This window comes from Clostridium sp. AM28-20LB, assembly GCF_003480665.1.
Classification (GTDB): Bacteria; Bacillota; Clostridia; order Lachnospirales; family Lachnospiraceae; genus Otoolea; species Otoolea fessa.
The window spans coordinates 221-21818 of the sequence record NZ_QUJN01000013.1 but is presented as its reverse complement, the minus strand read 5'-3'; the positions used below and the strand labels follow the sequence as shown (position 1 = coordinate 21818).

Below are 21598 nucleotides of genomic sequence, written 5' to 3'. Positions count from 1 at the left end.
GCCAGAGATGAACTTGAAAAAAATAAGGATTCCATGAACGAACTTGAGTGGATCGGAAAAAATTTATAAATCACACACCAAATTCCAGTTTGCCAACTTGCCCTTTGAGAGAGGAGAAATCCTTTTCTCAAAGGGTTTTTTCTATTTATACGGATATTCGCAAACTACAAGATAAAGCCAAAACTTCATATACTCTAAGCATAAGGAGGTTGAGGTTTGGCTATGAACAACAGTTTAGCAGAAGTACACCCGGAGCTTGTTTCGGAGTGGTCGGAGAAGAACTTACCGCTTACACCTGATGACATTACTTTCGGTTCAAATAAAAAAGTATGGTGGAGAGGTGCTTGCGGTCACGAATGGCAGACAAGCGTTAAGGCTCGTTCTAATGGAGAAAAATGCCCAATATGTTCCGGTGCGAGAGTGATTGCAGGTATTAACGATTTGGCGACATTAGAGCCATTACTGGTAAAACAGTGGTCGAAAAAGAATAAGATAAAACCGACAGAGGTTTCTATTGGTTCTCATAAGAAAGTGATTTGGAGATGTGAGAAAGGACACGAGTGGGAAGCTGCCGTTAAGAGCAGAACGATAAATAGGACAGGCTGCCCGTATTGTTCCCATAATAATGTGTTGGCAGGATTTAATGACCTTGCAACGCTTCTGCCGGATATAGCTGCCGAGTGGTCGGACAGAAATTATCCTTTACTTCCGACTCAGGTTACGGTCTTTGCCAATCGTAAGGCTTGGTGGAAGTGTAAGGATTGCGGCAGAGAGTGGAACACTCTTATTTCTACTCGTTCCGGTGGCAGTAAATGCCCGTATTGCAGTGGGTACATATTCTCGAAAGGGTTTAACGATTTGCAGACAACACACCCTGAAATTGCTTCGGAGTGGTCGTAGAAGAACTTGCCATTGAAGCCTGATGAAGTAAATGCAAAGTCGAGGAAAAATGTCTGGTGGAAGTGCAGAAAATGTGGTAATGAGTGGAAATCAGTTATCAATGCCCGTGTGAAAGGAACGGTGTGCCCCGTTTGTGCGGAGAGAGAAGTTCTTGCCGGATATAATGATTTGGCGACAACAGACAGTCAGCTTCTCAGTGAATGGGATTATGAACAGAATAAATTGAAGCCGACAGAAGTATCACGAACTTCAGCAAAGAGAGCGTGGTGGAAATGCAGGCACGGTCATTCATGGAGTATGAAGATAAATGAAAGGACGATATTGAATAAAGGCTGCCGAATTTGTGAGCAAGAATATTTATCTCTATTTCCTGCTTTGGCTGTCAGCTATTATTCTAATAAGAAAGGCTTGAAAGCAGAACTTGGTTCTGACCGATTGCTTGGAGTTCCGCTTGAAACATACATACCTTCAGAAAAGTTGGCTATTGAGTCAGGAAGTGCTGACGAGAATATAGAAATAATGAAAGCATATATGTGTGAGCAACGAGGAATAAGACTGATTAAACTGCCGATGAAAGGCAGTATACTCTCCAATGGTTGCTGAGCCGCAGGAGTATCAGTATAATGCAGAGTATCCGATTGTTACAGGAGATATGGATGAAACTGTTATCATCACATACTCCCCCAAATATAAAGCCTACCAGCAAAAAATCCGTGAAGGACAGATTCAAAGAGCTATGAAAATGATGCAGTCTCCCGGAAAATCCAGAAAAGGTAAAAATCCCAATGATCCTGCCCGTTTCATCCAGAAAACTTCCGCATCATGAAATCAGAATTCGAAGCAAGACCTGTATTTGTGAGGCGGGAAGACAGAATCAGGGCTCACTTTTTAACCTGCCACATCAGCCTGCTGGTTTACCGCCTGTTAGAGAAAAAACTGGGTAAAGAGTTTACCTGCAGTCAGATTTTGGAAACCCTTAGGGGTCTGAATATGACACTGCTGTCTAAAGACAGTGGATATATACCTTCCTACAAACGTACAAAACTTACGGATGCCCTGCATAATGCGTTTGGCTTCCGAACAGACTACGAATTCATATCCAAATTTTCCATGAGGTCGATTATAAAAGAAACAAAACAGAAAAAATAGCACAAATCCAAAAATAGTACATATCGATGCAAGACAAAGAACAGCCACAACGCTGATAAAATACTGGCGTTATGGCTGTTTTACTATTTTCAAGTGTCAAAGATGGGATTATATCATACTTGGCTCTGTTTGTGTATGCAAAAAATAGGCCTAAACCGGGCTTGAACCGGGATTGGGTTGCGGAAAACGGAAAAAGGAAACTCTCTTGCGTCTGACGCAGAGGGGCTGTATTATTTTGATTGTATTTTGAACTTTGAACGTGAAAAATGCATAGAAGAATGGAGGGAAATGCAAAGAAATGCCAGTAATTGAAAAAAATGAACAAAAATATTTTCTTCAACAAATAAAAATGAAGCATATTGACATATATTGCAAGTAATGATAATATAAATTTGCAAAAAATATTAAAAAGATTCATTTTGAATCGATATTAGAAAATACGTGCAAAAGAATGAATCAGCATGCAGAAAAACAAGGAGGAAAAAATGAAAACGAAAAGATTACTGGGATTATTTCCTTGATTGTCAGCAGGAGCTGGGAGTGAAATGTGTAGATCTGCTTGCTGCGCATCAGGGGTTGTGGCTTGATGATCATGGTTATCAGGATCCAGTGCCGATCAAGGAGAAACTGGATGATCACGGTCTGACATGTCCTGTATTTACACCGGAAAACTGTTCTTATGGCTATCAGTTTGCAGCAAAAGAACCGGAACTGAAGGAGCGCTGTTTCCGCTACTTCTCAAATGGAATTAAATTTGGGCACGAGCTGGGGGCAACGATCCTTGAAGCAAACTCGGGCTGGGGCTACTGGAATGAACCGGAAGAGGAAGGATTCAAGCGTTCAGTAGAAATGTTTCAGAGGCTGAGTGAAGTGGCGGCTGAAAATGATATGATGATTGCATGTGAGTCGCTGCGCCCACAGGAATCTTTGATAGGGTGGCGTATAGATCAGATCAAGCATTTGTTTGATGAGGTGAATCATCCGAACTTTAAGGTCATGATTGACCTGACAGCTATGTCTGTGGCAGGAGAAACCATTCAGCAGTGGTTTGATACTTTCGGGACTGAAAATATTATTCACAGTCATTTTCAGGATTGTAATCCTTATGGACATTTTGTGTGGGGAGATGGAAACCGTAATCTCAAACAAGATATTCTGGATATGCTGAATAATGGCTATACGGGAAAATTTACCCAGGAACTGACAGATGGAAAATATTTTGCAGATCCATTTTATCATGACAAGAGAAATATGCGCAATCTGAGAATGTATTTTGGATAAGAAAAAGGAGATATACAATGTCTGAGCTTTTAATGTCGCAATTGGCCGCGACAAATATGGTATATAAGAAATTTTCTTTTGATTATTTTCTGGATTCTATGGATCGGCTGGGGGTTCACAGACTGGAATTATATGGGTGCAGCCATCATTTCCATATGTATGACGGTGATCCCAATATGGCTGCCAATATGCGAAAAAAATTGTCAGCGCGGGGATTTAGTGTTGTTTCTCTGATGCCAGAGGAAAATACTTATGCAATTAATATTGCGGCACCGGAAGACAATATCCGAAATAAAACTGTAGAGCAGTATAAGAAATTTATTGAGGCAGCAGTGGAACTGGAGTGCCCACAGATGTTGCTTTGCCCTGGAAGACCTTACTGGGACAGGCCGTTGTCGGAAGGTTATAAGCATGGAAGAGATTCTGTGGAAAAGCTGACACGGCACGCGGAAAAGTATGGCATTACTTTGATGTATGAAAACCTGAATGAAAGAGAGTCTCCGTTAGCAACAACCAGATTTGACCAGTTTCGTGTGGTAAAAGATATTGATTCTCCTAATCTGAAGTGCTGCGTGGACACGGTTCCGGTAGCATACACAGGAGAAACGCTGGAACAGTATTTTGAAGTTTTGGGGGATAAACTGGCTCATATTCACCTGAACGATGGACGTCCATTTGGACATATGAAATGGGGAGATGGGTTCCAGAACCTCGATGAACATTTAAATGCGATGCGAAAATATAATTACAAAGGTACGATAACCATGGAAATGGCTAATGGTGCATATAGGCTGGATCCGGAGCCACATTACCGTGCAAATATTGAAACTCTCAGAAAGCATTTTGATGGAGGGGAACTTGTATGAGTATTATGAATAAAGAACAGATCAGCATTTTGACAGCGCCTTTTCTTCACCACACGTTTGCGTATGGCCTGGACTCAATTGAGGCAAATGGTTTCCGGTCTATAGAATTGTGGGGAGCATCTCCTCATTTCTGCCTGGATGATGATACACCTGAGGGCCATACTGCCCGGATCAGGGAGATCAACCAGATGCTTAAGGATCGAGGACTTAAAATGACTGTTTTCCATCCGGAACAGTGCAGACAATATCCGATTAATATTGCATCTCCTATTCCGTATGTGAGAAATTACAGTATTAATATGATGAAACAGTATTTGGAGGATACAGCTGCGTTTGAAACCGATAAAATGATGCTGCATCCCGGATGGGAATATGTGGACTCGCCATCGGAAGATAATTTTCTTCGACTTGTAGAATCGGTTCAGATATTGTCCGAAAAGGCAGAAGAATTGGGAATAGTGATGGTGATGGAAGAAATGTCTGCAGCTGTTTCCTTATTTGCCAGAGATCTGAGCCATCTGGAAAAGTTAATTAAGTCTGTGAATTCTCCATGGGTTAAAGCCGGTCTTGATTTGATTCAGGCAGAGAATAATGCGGAGACGATCTCAGATTTTTGCAGCCGTCTGGGGCTTCCTGCCCATGTGCATTTTGCAGACCGAAAAGAAGGGTATGCAGCTTTGGGTAAAGGTGATTTTGCATTTGCAGGCCGTCTGGAGGAATTAGAGCAGCTTGGCTACAAGGATACCATTTCTTTGAGCCTGTGGGGAGCCGATTTCTATAAAGACCCGGATGAGGCTCTCAGAGCTTGTGCGGATTGGTTCCGCTTTCGGTCTTGAATGCCGATCTGCTGATTGCCAATGAAAGCGACATGGATCTGCTTATACGTCAAATGCTCAATATTGGTGAAGCAATGTATTATGCAGGTGCAGAGATCAGCCGTATAGAGGAGACTTTATACAGGCTGGGCAAAGCGTATGGTGCAGAGCACATGAATGTTTATGCGATTACATCCAGTATTCTTATAACAATGGAATTTCGGGGAATGGAAGCGGTTACTCAAAGTCGAAGAATCAGGCGGGATGCAATGGACTTGTCCAAATTGAACCATCTCTATCGCCTTTGCTGTGACTGCATCGATTCCCCGATACCTGTAGAAGCTCTGAAAGAAAAAATCCTTGTGATTTTGGATGAAAGACTGGATGATCTTACAAATGCTTTGGGAAAGGTTATTGCGGCATCGGCGCTTACGATTTTTTTGGCGGTGGATTGGCTGATGCGCTGTGTTCCGGATTTGAGGCATGCTTCATTGTGTTAAGGTTAAGGAATGTGTAGCAGTACCAAAGAGCAAAAAGCTTTTACAATTTACTTTTGATGATGGTACAGGTGTAGATAGAACAATTCTTTCTGGTATTCATGCATATTATGAACCAGAAGAATTAGTTGGAAAGACACTTATTGCTATTACAAACTTTCCACCTAGAGCAATGATGGGAATTGAATCTTGCGGTATGTTACTTTCAGCAGTAAATAATCTTAAAGATTCAGAGGATGAAGAACTCCATCTTCTTATGGTGGATAACCATATTCCGGCAGGAGCAAAGTTGTATTAATAGAATAAGAGAACACGTTTAATAGGACTCCTAGAAATAGGAGTCTATTTTTTGCCTTATTTAAAAATGAGTATATGTGCAGATGTTCTTGATATATATCAAGAAATAATTGAAAAAGAATGAGAATCATGATATACTTGCATTAGTTGCAAAAGCAAATTTAAGAGAGGTGAATTATGAGCACTGAATCCCTAATATGTTATAACCGCCTTTGGAAATTGATGGTGGATAAGAATATAAATAAGACTCAGCTAAAAGACATAGCACATATTAGCACAAATGCAGTTGCTAAAATGAGTAAGAACGAATATGTTTCATTAGATACGATTGTTAAAATATGCTATGCATTAGACTGTGGAATAGAAGATGTTATTGAAGTGGTCATAGAAAGGCAGGAAAACCAATAGATGCAGGGAATTGACTTTGACGAAATACCAATTAATCGAGAAGAAATATCACAAAGTAAGTTGAATATAGAAAATAAAACGCGGTCAAATTTGTTTAACTGGAATGGACAGTTTTAGCCTCAGTTTATTGAGGCGTTCTAAAGTTCACATTAAATGATGGAACTGACAAGAAACGCACGATTTTAAGCGGTATTCATGAGTACTATGAGCCGGAACAGCTTGTTGGAAAGACATGCGTAGCGATCACAAATCTTCCTACCAGAATGATGATGGGAATCCCATCAGAAGGAATGTTGATTTCAGCAGTGTATGAGTATGACGGACACGAAGGATTGAATCTGCTTATGTTAGATGACGCAATTCCTGCTGGGGCTAAGCTGTATTAAGAAAGTAAATGCATGTATTTTACGACAAATGATGAGCTATGATATAGTAAACAATATTTCTAAACTTAAAAAACAGGTTGCTAAATTCAGAGAAACTGTATATACTAAAGATAGAAGTAAATGTTTGCCGCTTGCTGATGGTGCGGGGTATAAATAATTCAGTTCGTAAATGAAGCCACTTGCTATACAGGTGGGATAAAAATAGTATAGTTTGTAAATGTTCCCCATCAGTGAATGCTGATGGGGAATTTTATCACATAGGAAAGGTTATTTATGGAGATACAACAGGGATATTCGTATCATATCAAGGATGAATTTTTTGACTTGGTTCAGGATAAATATTTGATGAGTAATAAGGAACAGGGGAACTATCGTCCTCATTACTATGCAATTCAGGATAGAAAAAATCCAAAATTGTATTGGATGATACCAATTAGCTCACAAGCTGAGAAATACAAGGAAATCGTTGAAAAGAAAAAGAAACGATATGGTAAATGCAATACGATAGTGATTGGATTATTTGCAGGGAAAGAAAATGCTTTTTTGATACAGAATACATTTCCTGTTATTGAAAAATACTTTGACCATGTTCATACGATTCAGGAACAGCCTGTAACGATACATAAAAAGTTGGATAAGGTACTTGTTGAAAATCTGAATGAAGTACTGGCTATGTATAATCGTGGAATAAAATTGACTTTTACGGATATTAAAGCGATTAGGAATATTATGGAAGAAGAACTTGGAAAATAGAGAGGACACCATTGCTTATGCAAATGTAAGTAATGGTGTCCTTTTGTATGAGCAATGTTTATAAACCCACTGTAATTCCAACAAGAAAGGATTCCTCACCGGGAACAAGATCAAGATCACCGCCATGGCTTTCAATGATTTTTCGGACAGAGGAAAGCCCGATTCCATGATCAGCAGATGTACCCTTTCGGGAGAGAAATGTTTTTCCCTCTTGCAAGGCCAGACCGTCGTAAGTGTTTTCAATCTTCAAAAAGTACATATTGCCTCTGGTTTCGCCTGCAATGAAAACGCGGCGCACCCCTTGCTTTTGGCGGCTGCACGCCTCAACGGCATTGTCCAAAAGATTGCCCAGCACCGTACACAGTTCCACATCGGTAAGCGGCATATGATCGGGAAGATCGAGCCGCACCTGAAATTCTGTCCCTTGTGTCTGCGCCATGCCGTAGTAGTATTCAATCAGTGCATTTACGACGGGATTTTTGCAGAACTGGGCAGGGGAGTGACCCGATGATGCCGCAACCTGTTCCTCTACCTGTAACAGGAAGGAGCAGATCTCCGTCTGCCCACGTTCAGAGGCCATGCGGTCTATGGTGCGCAGATGGTGTTTGATGTCGTGGATCAGCCTTCTGTTTTCTGCCGCTGCTTCAGAAACCTGACGGCTGTATTCGGTCTGCATAGAAAGCTGACGGATGACCTGCTTGCGTTCTTCCTGGAAAATCAGGCTGTTTCCATATCCTTCTATCACATCGCGCCAGAGGGAATAACCGATGGCTGCTGCTATGAAAAAGCTGCCCCATTCCAAAAACCAACCGCCGATAACCGGCTCATAAACCGGCAGAAGGCGATCCCATATAAAGGCGCAGGTTGCGGCTGCCGCAGCATAGAAGATCGGCCTGCTCCGTTTTTCTCCTCTGTGAATGGCAAGCACAGCGATGATAAGCAGATAGAGCGCAGATGCCGCCTTATAACAAAAGACCGATGCAGAGAAAAAGCGAATGGCTCCAAGGGAGAGATGGGAAGCCATCATGCCATACACAAACGCATATACCAGAAAAGCAGCGCCCACCCCATTACTGATGGCCGCAGGCAGGAAGCCCGGTCTGCATATCCGGTTTTGCAGAACTACGATCAGCCAGGTAACCAGATAGATACAGAACAGTTCAATCGTGTACCAGGGGAATACGGGAACCGCAGCCAGCATATGAAGCACAGGATAGGATGACAGGCCGCACATGGCAAGGCAGATCAGTCCGAACAGGAATGTATTTTTCTGTTTCATCCGGCGGCTGAAATAAAAGGACAGCAGCGCACAGACAAAGGTAACTGTACAGCTGAACAGGCAGAATGCAAACCGGATTCCTCTGGTTGTATTGACCGCCAGCATCGTTCCGAAAGCAGGCGGATAGACAATTCCTCCGTAAAAGTGGTCATAGTTGCTGACCGCTATGGTGAGTGTGACCGGTTTTCCGCCATGAAAAGTGACCATTCGGTTTTGAACCAATGGTGTCCCCTGTGCCGGTTCCCCCATTTGCAGGATCAGGTCATGATCCAGATAAAGGTTGTAAGCAGAAAACACTTCTGGGATTTCCAGCGCATATGTTTCCTTCCGTTCCGGCAGAAAGAATGTCATCTGATAAGTCCCGCAGCCATAGGGAGAAGGGTTTGCAGGGCTGGAGAAATTGGTCTGCTCTCCGATGGAAAGGTAGCGCATATAATGGCTTTCATCCCGTATTTCTTCCGGGGTCAAAAGCGCGTCAGGATAAAATGCCCAGCCGGATACCAGAAAGCGCACCGGTGACTTTTGAAGTTCTTCCTCAGAAAGCGCCAGAATCCCATTTGACGCCTGGATTGTGTTCTGGCTATATTTATTATTGAACTGATACAGGCCAAGAAAAAACAGGGATGAGCACAGGCAGACCATACATAAGGCAGCATATTTTTTTACCGCAGAAGATACCATCTTATTTTCGCCTCCTCCTTAGGAAAAACACACCGGCAGACAGAAGAAGCAGACAGGTCGGAATCAAAAGGAGTATGGGCGACCGGCTATGCTCTGTGTCGGCGGCCTGTGCCAGGGAAACGGCATCTTCCTTTCCCACAATGGTGTATGCCCCTGTATGGCTGATCTGAAAGGAGACGGCTTTTGCCGCATCGTCATAACCGGTCATGGGAATTTCCACGCCGCTTTCATCACAGAGGAACCATGTGCCGGCTGCCGGGTCATTTGGACAGGGCAGCATGACAGAAACATCCGGCAGGGAGCTGAGCGCAGTTCCATTGATGGAAAACGAAAAAGAAAAACCGCCGTCCGTATCCTTTTGGATGATGACTTCAATCTGATCTTCGTTTTGGATGCCCTCCGGCAAGGCGTCTTTTGGTATGCTGATAGTGATTCCCTGTTTGGAAAAGACGGCTCTTTGCTCCCCTGTTTGCAGCATCATCAAAAAGCGCGTGCCGGAAATCCGGTCGGTGGTTTCATCGAAGAACTCTGAAAAATCAGGGTTTTTGGAATCCGCATCTTCCTCTGTATCACCGTTTGCCTGTTCCGATGGGAAATCGTCTTTATCTATATCTATGGAATCATTCTTTCCCTCCCAGGATGGCTCGGAAGACTTGTGGGATGGTTCATGATCCGCAGGATCATTTTCTTCACTGACAGGTGGTGTTTTTTCAGAATCGTTGGAATCCACTCTGCCGCCATTTGTTGCAGGCGGTTTTGGAGGCTTTGTGGAGGGCCTGTCTGCGAAACCGTCATCCTGATCGTCGGTATCTTCAGGAGGCGGTTGAATGATGGTATCGGGAGGATTTCCGCCTGCATCCCCTCCATCCCGGTCGCCTTCATGGTACCCTTCAAGGACAATTTCATCTGCGTAGGTAAAGGAGAGGATGCCGGTCTGTCCGCCGTCATAATCCACCTGAAGGCGGTAACTGCTGCCCGGCATCAGCAGACGGGTAGCAATCGAGAGCATTTCCTGACCCACATAAACGCCACTTTCCAGACGGTTCCATGAACCGTTGTTTTTGGACAGCCATATACTGACCTTGTCCAGATTCCCCGGCGGTGTGACCCAGGGAAAATAAAGGCTTCCTTTGCGAACCAGGAAGCAGTTGATGTCTGGGCTGCCCGGAGCCTGAACAGAAACAGGAATTGAAATTTCAGGGAAATCGACACGATCCGCAAATATGGTATTTTCCGGTGCAGTCAGCCTTCCTGCTGCATGGTACAGTCCCACAGTATTCAAATCAATACCAGAAAAATCCCATTCCACCACAGCGGTGTAGCTGGTTCCATTTTCCGCATAGCATTCCAGATAGTAAGGGGAAAAGGCAAACAAATTTTCCAGCGTTTCGGTTTCGCTGTCCTGTTGAACCGCAAACGCGTCCGTATAAGGATACCATTTCTCTATGGAGGTAATGACAGCAGGCGGCATTTCTTTCACCCGGACGGAAATCTGAAGCTCCTGCAAGACAGCTTCACCAAAGGCATACCCCTCCGGCAGTTTAATCCGACCTGCTGCGGTATATTCGCCTGGAGTGGTCTGGTCAATGGCCGAAAAATCCCATGCGACAGAAAATGTTTCCTGCCGGATTTCTTCACCTGCTGTTACCGTGGCGCAGACGGTTTGATACCGAAGGGCCAGCTGATAAATTTCCTCCAGGTCATCATCAGACGGTGTGGTTCTAAGGGGCAGGGTGAAATCTGGCAGGGAGAGCAGTTCGTCTTCCTTTTGTATTTCTGTGACAAGGACGAGGGATACTTCTTCCGATGCTTCCGGGGTTTTGCTCTCCAGTGTCCCTGGAGTCTCGCTTTCTAAATCCGGCAAAATCTCCCTTCTTTCATCGGCATTGGATGGGGTTGCAGTTTCGGCGGCAAATGCTGGGATACTGCAGGTGAAGCAGAGGAGACAGGCCAGACAGCCCTCCAGAGTACGCCTGTGCATTTGCTTCATTCTCATACGATACCCCCCATTCCAGAGAAAACATATTGACGGTAGGATTCCCGCAGCTGTTTTCCATTGCGGAGGGCAATCGGAAGTTCCTCCCCGTTTATCAAACGGAAGGTCTGACTGTCAACCTGGCTGATGTAATCCATGTTGATTAAAATGCCCCGGTAGCAGGGCAAAAAACGCTTGTCCTTCTGCAATGCGGCAGTAACCTCCTGAAAGCCTCCGCTTACCGGTATCACGCGTTCCGCCGTATGAATCCGTGTCATACGGTTTTGATAATCTATGTATAGAATCTTCTCTGTGGGAAGTTCCAGCTTTTGACGGTCAGCCATAACCGAAAGTGTCATCACTTCATAGGGCGGTTTTAGCTGGCACAGCTCCATCGCTTCTTCAAAATCTGCCTGATGGAGCGAAAGCGGCTTCAGCAGATAATAGCTGGCGGACAGGCTGTACCCCATCCGGGCATAATCTTCTGTAATGGTCAGAAAAACAATCTTACAAAGCCTGTTTTTCTGGCGCAGCCTTCTGGCGGCCTCTATTCCATCCATGTTCTCCATATAGATGTCCATAAAGACAAGCTGAAAATTGACCTGGGCGGCAGCTTTCAGAAAATTCTCTCCGTCCTCAAATTCTGTCAGCGTATAGTCCAGCTGATGCTTTTTCATATAATTTTCCAGGCAGACAGACAGTTCGGCTCTGTCCTCTGCTCTGTCATCCACAATCGCAATCTGCATCGTGCCATCTCCTTTGCACAAAAATCCAATAATAGTATAACATAAAACCGCAGGAAAAACTTGCGTCTTAAACAGGAAACCTGCGTCTTAAACAAAGTCGGTTGCATTTCCCTTGACAAGATGCTACTCTAATTATACTACCAGACTTTCCGATGAGAAGGTCTGGTTTTTTATGTCATAGGAAACTTCGTCCTATGACAAAAAAACGCTCCGCGGGATGCGCACTCGCGCGAAGAAGAAACATGTCGCAAGCGACCGCGCTCGGCGCGAGAATGTGCCAAGGCACATTCTTTCTTGTTTTTCTTTTCAGGAAAGGAGGCTCAGCATGAAAATCGCACTTTGTACGGAATTAAGGAATGCAGAATGGTTTGAGAGCAGGCTGCGCTCCCTTTTTGCTGGGGACGGACAGCTTGTCATCGACGAGCTATGGAATGAGAAGCAGCTATCTCAGGCACTGCGGCGGAGCCGATATCATGCGCTTGTCATCGCCATGACCGGGGCAAGGGGATTGGAGGCTGCCATTCAGGCAAAGCAGCTGGCACCGGAAACACCGCTTGTCTGGTGGAGCGATGATAAAAACTTCGCCCTGATCGCGTATCAGCTTCGTATCCCGGTATTCCTCTCCATAGATTGTAGTGATCAGGAGCTATATGAGGCGATGGAGCCCATCAGGAAACGGAGGTATGGAAATGCGAATTGCGCTATGCAGCTATAGTCAGAAGGAGAAAGAAACGGCGTTACTGATGAAGCTTGGCAAAGTAGACCGCTTTGACAATGGCGTATTCTGCGTCTATGCCATGCAGCGGGATGGGCCTTATGATGCTGTGGTGGTCATGGAGGACGGAGCCAGGGGGATGAATTTCTGCATGAGCATACGAGGGTACAGCAAGGATGTCCCGCTCCTTTGGATCAGCGACCAGGCAGAATTTGAACCCCAAAGCCGCAGGATGCAGGCGGACACCTTTTTGGTAAAGCCCGTTACAGAGCATCAGCTGGGGGAAGCAGTCTCCCGGCTTCTTCAGGGAAAAAGGGGAAGTAATGAATCAGGTGAGGAGGAAACGTATGAATAAAAAATATTACCGGAGAGAACAAAACCGTCACGCTATATAGAAAATAATGACAACAGGAGGAAATGGATATGAGGTATAAAAAGAAGAAACGGCAGATCGTATCTGCAGCATTGGCGGCAATGATGGCGATGCAGTTATGCATACCGTCTGCAACGTTTGCTGCAATTCCTACAAAAAAGTTGAAAGTGATCACGGGATTTACGGAATTACCGGAGGAGGTCGCGCATATTCAGATCCCTGCGGATGCCGGAGAAAACTTTGAGGATTATCTGAATTTCCCGGAGACGATCGAGGCTTCGGTGGTGGAATATAAGAACGTGAATCACCAGAAAAATAATGCGGATCGTGACAAGGGTGCGGAAGATGAGACGGCGGCAGCAGACGACAGTGATGAGGAAGAAGACTTTGGAATTGCTACCGGCAGTAATGCAAAGAAAGAAAATCTGAATGAGGAAGAAACTCCGGAAACAGAAAATTCAGAAAATGTGCCGGACAGCAATGATGAGGAGGAAACTCCGGAAACAGAAAATTCAGAAAACATACCGGATAGCAATGATGAGGAGGAAGCAGATAAACAGGAAGTTCAGGAGAAAGAGCAGCAGGGTACGTTTCTGATCGCTACCGACAGCAATGCCGGGGATTTTCTTGAGGATAATGAGTTTGAAGATGAGGAAATCTCAGAAGATATCCCGGTGCTGACGGATATCAGCGTTACTTGGGAGCCGGATGAGAACCGGGAAGATGAAAGTGGTTTCTATTATTATCTTCCGGTTCTTCCGAGTGAGTATATTTTGGCAGCGGGCGTGGAGCTTCCGGAGATTGAGGTCAGCATGGATGGCGAGATTGCTTTGTTGGCATTAACAAATACTTATAATATTGCGGATAGCGGTATCGGCATCAACAGCAACACATGGGAACAGTATAATGATGCGACTATCACGGGAAGCAGTACGACCAACGTTATTCTGGTTAATGGCGTAGATGTTACAATTACGATTTCGGATCTGGATATCCGGATACCGCTCGATAAGAACGATGAGACAGCAAGGACCTGGGTACCGGCGATCCGACTGGTGAATGGTGCAAACCTGCATCTGATTCTGGAGGGAGAAAACACGCTCAAGGGCGGTAATATGTGTGCGGCTATTGAGGTGGCGGAAGGCTGCACCCTGACGATCAGCGGAGAGGGAAGCTTAAAAGCAACCGGTGGAGAAGGCGCCGGAATTGGTGCGTCAAGCATGAGAAATGGTTCCTTGGGGACGATTGTGATCGAAGAAGGCGATATCGAAGCTTATGGCGGCATGATGGCAGCAGGTATTGGCGGCAGTGCAGAGGGTGGCAGCGGTACCATTATCATCAATGGCGGAACTGTGTATGCCAAGGGCGGACATGGAAGCTACTACAAGGATATTACAAATGTATACGGCGGAGCCGGAATTGGCGGTGGAGCAAACGGCTGCGTGGATCGGATTGAGATCAATGACGGCAATGTGACGGCCTATGGAGGATACGTTACGAACGCAGGAAGACACCCCGGAGCCGGAATCGGCTGTGGCGGCGGTGGAGCCAAAACAGTAGAAGGCGGATACAAGTATGGTGAGATTGCGATCAATGGCGGAACGGTTTCGGCCATTGCATATCAGAATGAAGTGTATGCCATTGGTATCGCAGTAAAGCCAGGTCAATCGTTGCCGGGTGGTACTTTGGATGGCTCTATTTCTATCAGTAATGAAGCCACAGTAAACTTAAATGGTGGTGATTATTTCCCGAAAAGTGAAAATTCCGGACTGAAAAACTATACCATTCAGGGCACGATTGCGGACGTACGATTCACCGAAAGCACTTATCCGGTGACAATCAGCGTGGGAGAGATTACCTGGGATGCAGGGACGATGCAGGTGAGCGATTATCAAGGTACACTTAAGGCATCCAATTATCTGAAGCCATTAACGTCAGGGACACAGGTAACGGTAGATGTGACGCTTGGAGAAAACTATGTTTATCAGATGGCGGCTGACGTCGATGATGAGAATGCAACGATCACTTTGAAGACCGGAATTCCTCTTTATGAGACAAGATTAAAATTTGTTTCCACGGTGATCACGAGCGATCAGATATTACAGGCAACCGATATCACGATCAAGCAGGATGGTGAACCGTTGATCAATCAAGAAGGTCAAAGTGCAGCTATGGTCATTCCTTCCAAGCAGATTTCGTATGATGAAGCGAACACGGGACATCTGACGGTATATCTGCCGGAAAATAGGAATAACACAGAGATTTCGGTGACGGTACCGGGCTTAAATGGCGGCAATCCGATCACAGCATCAGGTAAGACGATATCGACAACAACACCAAATGAAATTGAGATGTTTTATGATAATACCTTTTGTAGTCATGAGTACTATAATGCAGATGGATTTTGTGAAGCATGTGGTGCATATCAGAAGGCAATAAAGTCGGGGGAATATTATGAGATTTATAATGCCGGTCAGCTTTTCTGGTTTGCAAAGCAGTTTAATGATGGTAAAATCCCTAATAAGAGCAATCTGAAGCTGATGAAGGATATTAAGATCCCGGACGGATATGCCTGGACAAGCATTGGAGCCATATCTGATGGTAAGTCTTTCAAGGGGAATATTGAGGGAAATTACCATGTAATTTCCGGACTGCGACCTGCTAATGACAATACAAGTTCTAAGTACGGACTGGTGGCATGGATTAGACATGGGAGTGTACAAAATATAGGGCTGGTGTTGGAAGGTAATTGGACTTGCGGGTTGTGTCGTAACGCTTATGCTATCAACATTCAGAATTGTTTTGTAGTAGGAACAGATTTTTCAGATAGTTGTTCAAACGGAACGGTGACTAATTGCTTGGCTGTATCAGGAAAACTGGAAGGAAATAAGTACCCGAATGATAATAGGGCTACTTTTACGAACTGTTATGAGACAACAAAGAGTGATTATAGTTCTCCGGGTATTACTACTCTAGATAGCGAAGAAAAACTGAAATCCGGCGAAATTGCCTATAAATTAAACGGTGAAAAATCAGATGGTACGTGGGGACAGGTGATCGGAACGGAGGATTACCCGCATTTCCGCAAGTACAGTAAGACGGTATATTATGATCAAGCTACTCAGACATATTCTAATAATAACGCGGCAAGTATCACTTCCGCAGCTGTCACGGATATTAAGACGATTTCTGAAACAAAAGCGACTGCTACACTTAAGGCAACAGGAACTCTCGGAGCAGAGGTTAAGTTTTTATTAACCTCCGGCGAGGATGAGCAGACAGGGACATTAGATGATATGTTCTTGAATGGAAGGACACTTGCGGAAAGTTCTTCCGGAAACTATGAGTATACTATTGAGGATTTAGCTCCGGACACAGAATATCTTGTCAGACTGATGATTAAAAAGGATGGTACGTTATCTCTTGATGTAACCTATGTAAATTTCCAGACAGAAAAAGTGCGGCAGGAGGCACCTACTGCTGCTGATGTTTCTATCAATTACGAACAGGAGACTTTAGAGAATAAAGCTTCCTGCGATCTGGAGTATGCTGCTTCTAATGATGCACAGTCATGGACAACTATAAGACAGGGTGGTATGGTTCGTCTGACAGGGCTGCTGGATAACATTCGTGAAAGTGGTGTGTCTGTACCATTCTATATTCGCAAGAAAGCATCCTCGTCCATGTCAGCCAGTGAAGCGGTTTTGGTGGCGGATTTGCAAACACAGACGATTCCGGAAGAATCGAACAAGCCGAATATTGATTATCGGAAGGAAGAAATCACAATTTCCTCATCTTTACAGTATGTGATTGTAAACGGAACCAATACCTCTCCAAACTGGACATCTGCAAAAATGGGCAGTGGATCAGGAATTTCGATTACAGACATCATTTCTTCCGATCATGAGAGTACGGTTTATTATCGGTATGCTGCAAGCAACACGGATGAGAAATTTGCCGGAAAACCCGAAAGGATCACGATTCTTAAAAGAACGGCAGCACCGGCTGCAATAACTGAGGGTGAGGTGGATATAACCGGTACGACGATTACCATAAACAGAACTAATCCGGAAAATGACATTGAGTATGGATACCGTGATGTAGATTCAGACGGAGCATTTACATGGATTGACGGTACGAAAATTCAGGGATTATATCCGGCACATGGATATCAGGTAACCAGCAGAATAAAGGCGAAAGAGAATGCATTTGCTTCTGAGAGAACGGAACCGCTTAATGTGTCTACCAAGGATACACTGAGAATTGTAGGAAACGGAACACAAAAGTGGAATGCGAAAGGGACTTATGGGGTTTCACTTGCTCAGATTCCGGTTTCTCTGGCTTCTGGTTATGGTGTGTATAATGGTGCAAATCAACTGGTAGCCGGAACCTGGAGCTGGGAACCGGAAAATAGTAGTTCAGCATCTGGTATTTATCCGAATGTAGAAGATAACAAGGCTTATACCGTGAAATTTACACCGACAGATTCAAGTGCTTCATACGATAGGACATTAACAGATTCCGTGGTACCGGAAATTTCTAAGTACCCACTGCAATTTTCAGTTGCGGTAGAAGATAAGACCTATGATGGCACGACAAACGCGGACATCTCCAGCGTGACCTTCGAGGGTAGCGTAACCTTGCAGAAGGACAAGGACTACACCGTGACCGCCAGCTTTGACGATGCCAGTGTGGGCAGCGGCAAGAACGTCACTGCCACAGTGACCCTGATGGGGCAGGCCGCGAAGAATTACGCCCTGGAGCAGAGCAGCTCCGCTACTACTGGCAGCATCACCAAGGCAGCTGCGCCTGACTTCGCCAAGGAAACTGCGCTTACCATTGTAAACGGCCACGAAAAGACCTACACTGTGACGCTCCCCGCCCTGCCTACGCTGGAAACGCCCAAAGAGTACGGTGCACTCACCTATGAGATCGTCGAAATCAAACTAAATGACGGCTACTACACCGACGGTGCGAAGGTGGAAAACGGCAAGCTGACCCTGCCGATTCAGAAAAATGACGTGGAAACCACCGGCTCTGTGGGCACAGTGACCGTAGTGATCAAGAGCACGAACTATAAGGACATCACGCTGACCGTCAATGTCAATGCGACCAACAAGCTTGTCCCCACTGTTACGGCACCTACGGTCAATACACTGACCTACAATGGTGCAGAACAGGCTCTGGTTACAGCGGGCAAGACCACTGGCGGCACAATGCTCTACCGGCTTGGCGATTCTGAGTGGAGTGAGCAGATCCCCACAGCGAAAAACGCCGGGGAATACACTGTTTGGTATAAGGTTCAGGGAAACGCAGAGTACGCAGATGTGGCAGAACAGAACGTGACTGTGACCGTAGCGAAAAAGTCAGTTACCGTTACGGCGCTTGATAAGAGCGCCTACACCGGCAGCACCGCGCCCGATCTGAGCAGCCCGGAAGCAGATAAGGATTACAAGGTGGAAGGTCTGGTTGGTGCAGACACCCTGAGCGGCACGGTAACACTGGACTACGCACAGACACCGGATATGAGCAAAACCGGCAAAACTGCGATCAATATTACTGGTACGCTGTCAAATGACAATTATGCGATCACCTATGTTTCTGGAACGTTGACTGTTTCCAAGCAATCTTCCAGCGACGGCGGTTCCTCCTCTGGTGGTTCGGGCGGCGGTGGAGGCTCCTCCTCCGGCGGTTCTAACGGTTCCGGCAACAATGATAACACCAACCAGCCGGAAGACAAGCCTCAAGCCCCTGCCACCGGTGAAACCAAACCCATACAGCCGGATAAAAACGGCAATGCGGCAGTGGACAACAGCTCTGTCCAGTCCGCCATCGACAAGGCCAAACAGGATGCGAAAAAGAACGGCACTACAGAGAACGGGATTGGCGTTACGGTTCCCATCACCCTGGCGGCAGGCCAGACCTCTTTTAACGTGACCATCAAGGCGCAGACACTGGATCTGCTGGTTAAAGAAAACGTCCGGCAGTTTACCGTAGCAACAGACCATCTGGTTTCGGTTAATATCGGCCTGGATACTCTGAAGCAGCTGGATACCGCCTCCGCTGGCGGGGACATCATTCTCCGGGCAGATAAGGTGGATGCACTGCGTTTCACCGAGGTCAAGGCCGCCATCGGCACAAGACCGGCCTATGATCTGTCACTGGTCTACCTCTCCGGCGGCAAAGAAACACCGATTGCCAACTTAAATGGTCACACTATATCGGTGCGTTTGCCCTACACACCGGCAAATGGTGAGCAGACAGGTAATCTCTATGCAGTCTATGTAGATGACGCTGGCAAGGTGGAATGGATCACCAAATCCAGCTACAATGCCAGCCTGAAAGCGGTGGTTTTTGAAACCGGTCATTTCAGCGTTTACGGCGTGGGCTACAAGAACCCTGCCCCGGTCTTTACCGACATTACCGGCCACTGGGCAGCAGATAACATCCTCTTTGCAGCCAGCCGGGGACTGCTCTCCGGCACCAGCGACATCACCTTTAGCCCGGGCACCGGCATGACCAGAGGAATGTTTGTGACAGCTCTGGGGCGGTTGGCGGGCATCAACCCGGACAGTTACCAGACCGGGAAATTCACCGATGTGAAAGCCGACGCTTACTATGCCCCCTATGTGAACTGGGCGGCGCAGACCGGTATTGTGGAAGGCGTTACCGCCACCACCTTTGCACCGGACACCAACATCAACCGGGAACAGATGGCGGTGATTATGAAAAATTACGCTGCAAAGCTGGGCTATGACCTGCCCCAGACCTTGAAGGCTGTGACCTTTGCGGACAACACACAGATCAGCAGCTGGGCGAAGGATGCGGTCAAGTCCATGCAGCAGGCGGGCATCCTGGCCGGGAAGAATGAAAATAAGTTTGACCCCAAGGGAACCGCCACCCGCGCCGAGGTCGCCACGGTTTTGCGGCGGTTTGTGGAGATCGTCATTGACCCGCAGGCCGCAAACGGCTGGCAGCAGAATGACAGCGGCCAGTGGAACTATTACAGAAACGGGGAGTCAGTGAAGGGCTGGCTCTCCGAGGATCAGAAGTGGTACTGGCTGGACAAGGTCACCGGAATAATGTTTGCCGGAGACTGGAAGCAGATCGATGGTAAGTGGTACTACTTCTATGCAGACGGGACGATGGCGGTGAATACCGCATCCGACAGATGAAAAATGAACCCGTAATGTAATGCAAAAATAATATCAATAAAGAGAGATGTGAACAATATGGGCAAGTTTCTGGTACTGTCGCTTACCGACCATGAAGAATATATACTCAGTAGAATTATGGAGATTATTGCGGTCGAGCCAGGATTTGACCATATTGTGACATCCCACCCTTGTAACACTCTTGTTTTTCCGGGCTTGGAGCTTCGGCTGAAGGAGAGAACAGCATACCGAAACGGTGAGTTGATTTCTATGACTCGTCGGGAATTTGCAACATTGGTATACTTGGCAAAACATCCATTCTGGGTATTTTCTGCCGGACAGATCTATGAAGAAGTATGGGGAGGATGGTGAAAATTGCGGAACGGCTGTTGCCTTCGTACCGAAAATCAATTCGAATCCGGTGTATAACGAAGGGTGAAGCCTGCTATATGTATGTAGCAATCATTATAATAACATAAAAGGCACGGCATAAAGCAATCTGATGTAAAATCTATCAGAATAATTTATGCCGTGTCTCTTTTTAATTTGATTGAAAAACGGCACACCGCATTCTCATTACTTTAGTGATGAGTTAGGTGCGCCAAATTTTTTATCAAGATACAGAACTAGTGTTTGCCAAGCGTGCGGGCATATGGTATAATATAAACATGGAAAAAGATATATTTACTATTAAGGAAAATTCACTTTCATATGGTAGAGGATATGTGTATTCTTTGCAATATCATCTTGTCTGGTGCACGAAATATCGAAAACAGGTTCTGAAAAATGGGATAGACGCAGAATGTAAAAAAATGTTGTATGGGCTTGCGGAGGAATACAAATTTAAGATTCTGGCGATGGAGGTTATGCCAGATCATATTCATTTACTTCTGGATTGCAAACCGCAATTTTTTATATCAGACATGATAAAGATTATGAAGGGGAATCTGGCACGTCAGTTGTTTCTTTCGCATCCGGAATTAAAACAGGAGTTGTGGGGAGGACATTTGTGGAATCCATCGTATTGTGCAGTCACCGTAAGTGACCGAAGCAGGGATCAGGTAGTGGCATACATTGAGGGACAAAAAGAGAAGGAAAAAAGAAAGTAGGAAACTTTATGCAGATTGTATCCAGCTATGGAGTAGAAATTAAAAAAAAGAATATACCGCTCCGCTCTACGCTGGATATTTTTCGGAAGGCAGTTTCCTATCTGATTCCGGTGTATGCAGAGACCTGGGAAGAACTTTCAGAAATCAGAAATCCACAAAAACGCTTTAATGAAGCGGAACATCTGGTACATGAGACAAAAAAGAATCATGCCAG

Annotated in this window: 17 protein-coding genes and 3 pseudogenes; 17 read left to right on the top strand and 3 right to left on the bottom strand. The window is 45.5% G+C overall.

Annotated elements, in window-relative coordinates:
* Nucleotides 1–222: 222 nt before the first annotated feature.
* The 11 genes and pseudogenes from DW739_RS15240 (at nucleotide 223) to DW739_RS14530 (ending at nucleotide 7352) form a co-directional block, all read left to right on the top strand.
* The gene (locus DW739_RS15240; protein WP_243023796.1) at nucleotides 223–900 is read left to right on the top strand and encodes a zinc-ribbon domain-containing protein; all 678 of its coding nucleotides are present in this window, start codon (nucleotides 223–225) and stop codon (nucleotides 898–900) included.
* 12 nt (nucleotides 901–912) lie between these two features.
* Nucleotides 913–1503 (top strand): zinc-ribbon domain-containing protein, encoded by a 591-nt coding sequence (locus tag DW739_RS15235; RefSeq protein WP_243023795.1) that lies wholly within the window; start codon nucleotides 913–915, stop codon nucleotides 1501–1503.
* Nucleotides 1493–1726, top strand: coding sequence for a hypothetical protein (locus DW739_RS15230; RefSeq protein WP_233430239.1), 234 nt, complete (start codon nucleotides 1493–1495; stop codon nucleotides 1724–1726). Before DW739_RS15235 ends, DW739_RS15230 begins: the two co-directional genes overlap by 11 nt.
* 863 nt (nucleotides 1727–2589) lie before the next feature.
* Nucleotides 2590–3330: a sugar phosphate isomerase/epimerase family protein gene (locus DW739_RS14565; RefSeq protein ID WP_182428005.1), complete on the top strand. Its 741-nt coding sequence runs from the start codon at nucleotides 2590–2592 to the stop codon at nucleotides 3328–3330.
* A gap of 17 nt (nucleotides 3331–3347) precedes the next feature.
* Nucleotides 3348–4196 carry a sugar phosphate isomerase/epimerase family protein gene (locus DW739_RS14560; RefSeq protein WP_107001037.1) on the top strand — a complete coding sequence of 283 codons (849 nt, stop codon included), beginning with the start codon at nucleotides 3348–3350 and terminating at the stop codon, nucleotides 4194–4196.
* Entirely contained in the window at nucleotides 4193–5032 is an 840-nt protein-coding gene (locus DW739_RS14555; RefSeq protein ID WP_107001036.1) for a sugar phosphate isomerase/epimerase family protein, read from the top strand. The genes DW739_RS14560 and DW739_RS14555 overlap by 4 nt, the downstream gene beginning before the upstream one ends.
* A gap of 32 nt (nucleotides 5033–5064) precedes the next feature.
* Entirely contained in the window at nucleotides 5065–5511 is a 447-nt protein-coding gene (locus DW739_RS14550; protein WP_347560729.1) for a threonine/serine exporter family protein, read from the top strand.
* Nucleotides 5507–5806, top strand: a pseudogene (locus tag DW739_RS14545) (hypothetical protein); the annotation flags it as partial. The gene DW739_RS14550 and the pseudogene DW739_RS14545, both read left to right, overlap by 5 nt.
* A gap of 176 nt (nucleotides 5807–5982) precedes the next feature.
* Nucleotides 5983–6213 carry a helix-turn-helix transcriptional regulator gene (locus DW739_RS14540; RefSeq protein ID WP_107001035.1) on the top strand — a complete coding sequence of 77 codons (231 nt, stop codon included), beginning with the start codon at nucleotides 5983–5985 and terminating at the stop codon, nucleotides 6211–6213.
* Between the two features lie 134 nt (nucleotides 6214–6347).
* Nucleotides 6348–6599 (top strand): annotated as a pseudogene (locus DW739_RS14535) (hypothetical protein); the annotation flags it as partial.
* A gap of 273 nt (nucleotides 6600–6872) precedes the next feature.
* A complete protein-coding gene (locus DW739_RS14530; protein ID WP_118482267.1) occupies nucleotides 6873–7352 on the top strand; it encodes a hypothetical protein in 480 nt (159 codons plus the stop codon).
* A 58-nt stretch (nucleotides 7353–7410) separates the two neighbouring features.
* Here the strand turns inward: DW739_RS14530 and DW739_RS14525 are convergent, their stop codons facing one another.
* From DW739_RS14525 to DW739_RS14515, 3 genes are read right to left on the bottom strand one after another with little or no spacing between them, the layout of a single operon-like run.
* Nucleotides 7411–9312, bottom strand: coding sequence for a GHKL domain-containing protein (locus DW739_RS14525; RefSeq protein WP_118743266.1), 1902 nt, complete (start codon nucleotides 9310–9312; stop codon nucleotides 7411–7413).
* Nucleotide 9313: 1 nt separating this feature from the next.
* A complete protein-coding gene (locus DW739_RS14520) occupies nucleotides 9314–11308 on the bottom strand; it encodes a hypothetical protein (RefSeq protein ID WP_118743265.1) in 1995 nt (664 codons plus the stop codon).
* The gene (locus tag DW739_RS14515; protein WP_118472001.1) at nucleotides 11305–12033 is read right to left on the bottom strand and encodes a LytTR family DNA-binding domain-containing protein; all 729 of its coding nucleotides are present in this window, start codon (nucleotides 12031–12033) and stop codon (nucleotides 11305–11307) included. The genes DW739_RS14520 and DW739_RS14515 overlap by 4 nt, the downstream gene beginning before the upstream one ends.
* A gap of 325 nt (nucleotides 12034–12358) precedes the next feature.
* On the opposite strand from DW739_RS14515, the gene DW739_RS14510 reads away from it, so the two are divergent.
* The 6 genes and pseudogenes from DW739_RS14510 to DW739_RS15225 all read left to right on the top strand — a co-directional run.
* Nucleotides 12359–12748, top strand: coding sequence for a hypothetical protein (locus DW739_RS14510; RefSeq protein ID WP_118743264.1), 390 nt, complete (start codon nucleotides 12359–12361; stop codon nucleotides 12746–12748).
* Nucleotides 12717–13103, top strand: a complete 387-nt coding sequence (locus DW739_RS14505) for a hypothetical protein (RefSeq protein ID WP_147355519.1) — start codon at nucleotides 12717–12719, stop codon at nucleotides 13101–13103. Before DW739_RS14510 ends, DW739_RS14505 begins: the two co-directional genes overlap by 32 nt.
* Before the next feature lie 68 nt (nucleotides 13104–13171).
* Nucleotides 13172–20296 (top strand): S-layer homology domain-containing protein, encoded by a 7125-nt coding sequence (locus DW739_RS14500; protein WP_182428004.1) that lies wholly within the window; start codon nucleotides 13172–13174, stop codon nucleotides 20294–20296.
* Between the two features lie 57 nt (nucleotides 20297–20353).
* The gene (locus DW739_RS14495) at nucleotides 20354–20647 is read left to right on the top strand and encodes a winged helix-turn-helix domain-containing protein (protein ID WP_243023794.1); all 294 of its coding nucleotides are present in this window, start codon (nucleotides 20354–20356) and stop codon (nucleotides 20645–20647) included.
* 296 nt (nucleotides 20648–20943) lie between these two features.
* Nucleotides 20944–21384: an IS200/IS605 family transposase gene (tnpA, locus tag DW739_RS14490; protein WP_118524779.1), complete on the top strand. Its 441-nt coding sequence runs from the start codon at nucleotides 20944–20946 to the stop codon at nucleotides 21382–21384.
* An 8-nt stretch (nucleotides 21385–21392) separates the two neighbouring features.
* A pseudogene (locus tag DW739_RS15225) lies at nucleotides 21393–21598 on the top strand (IS200/IS605 family accessory protein TnpB-related protein); the annotation flags it as partial.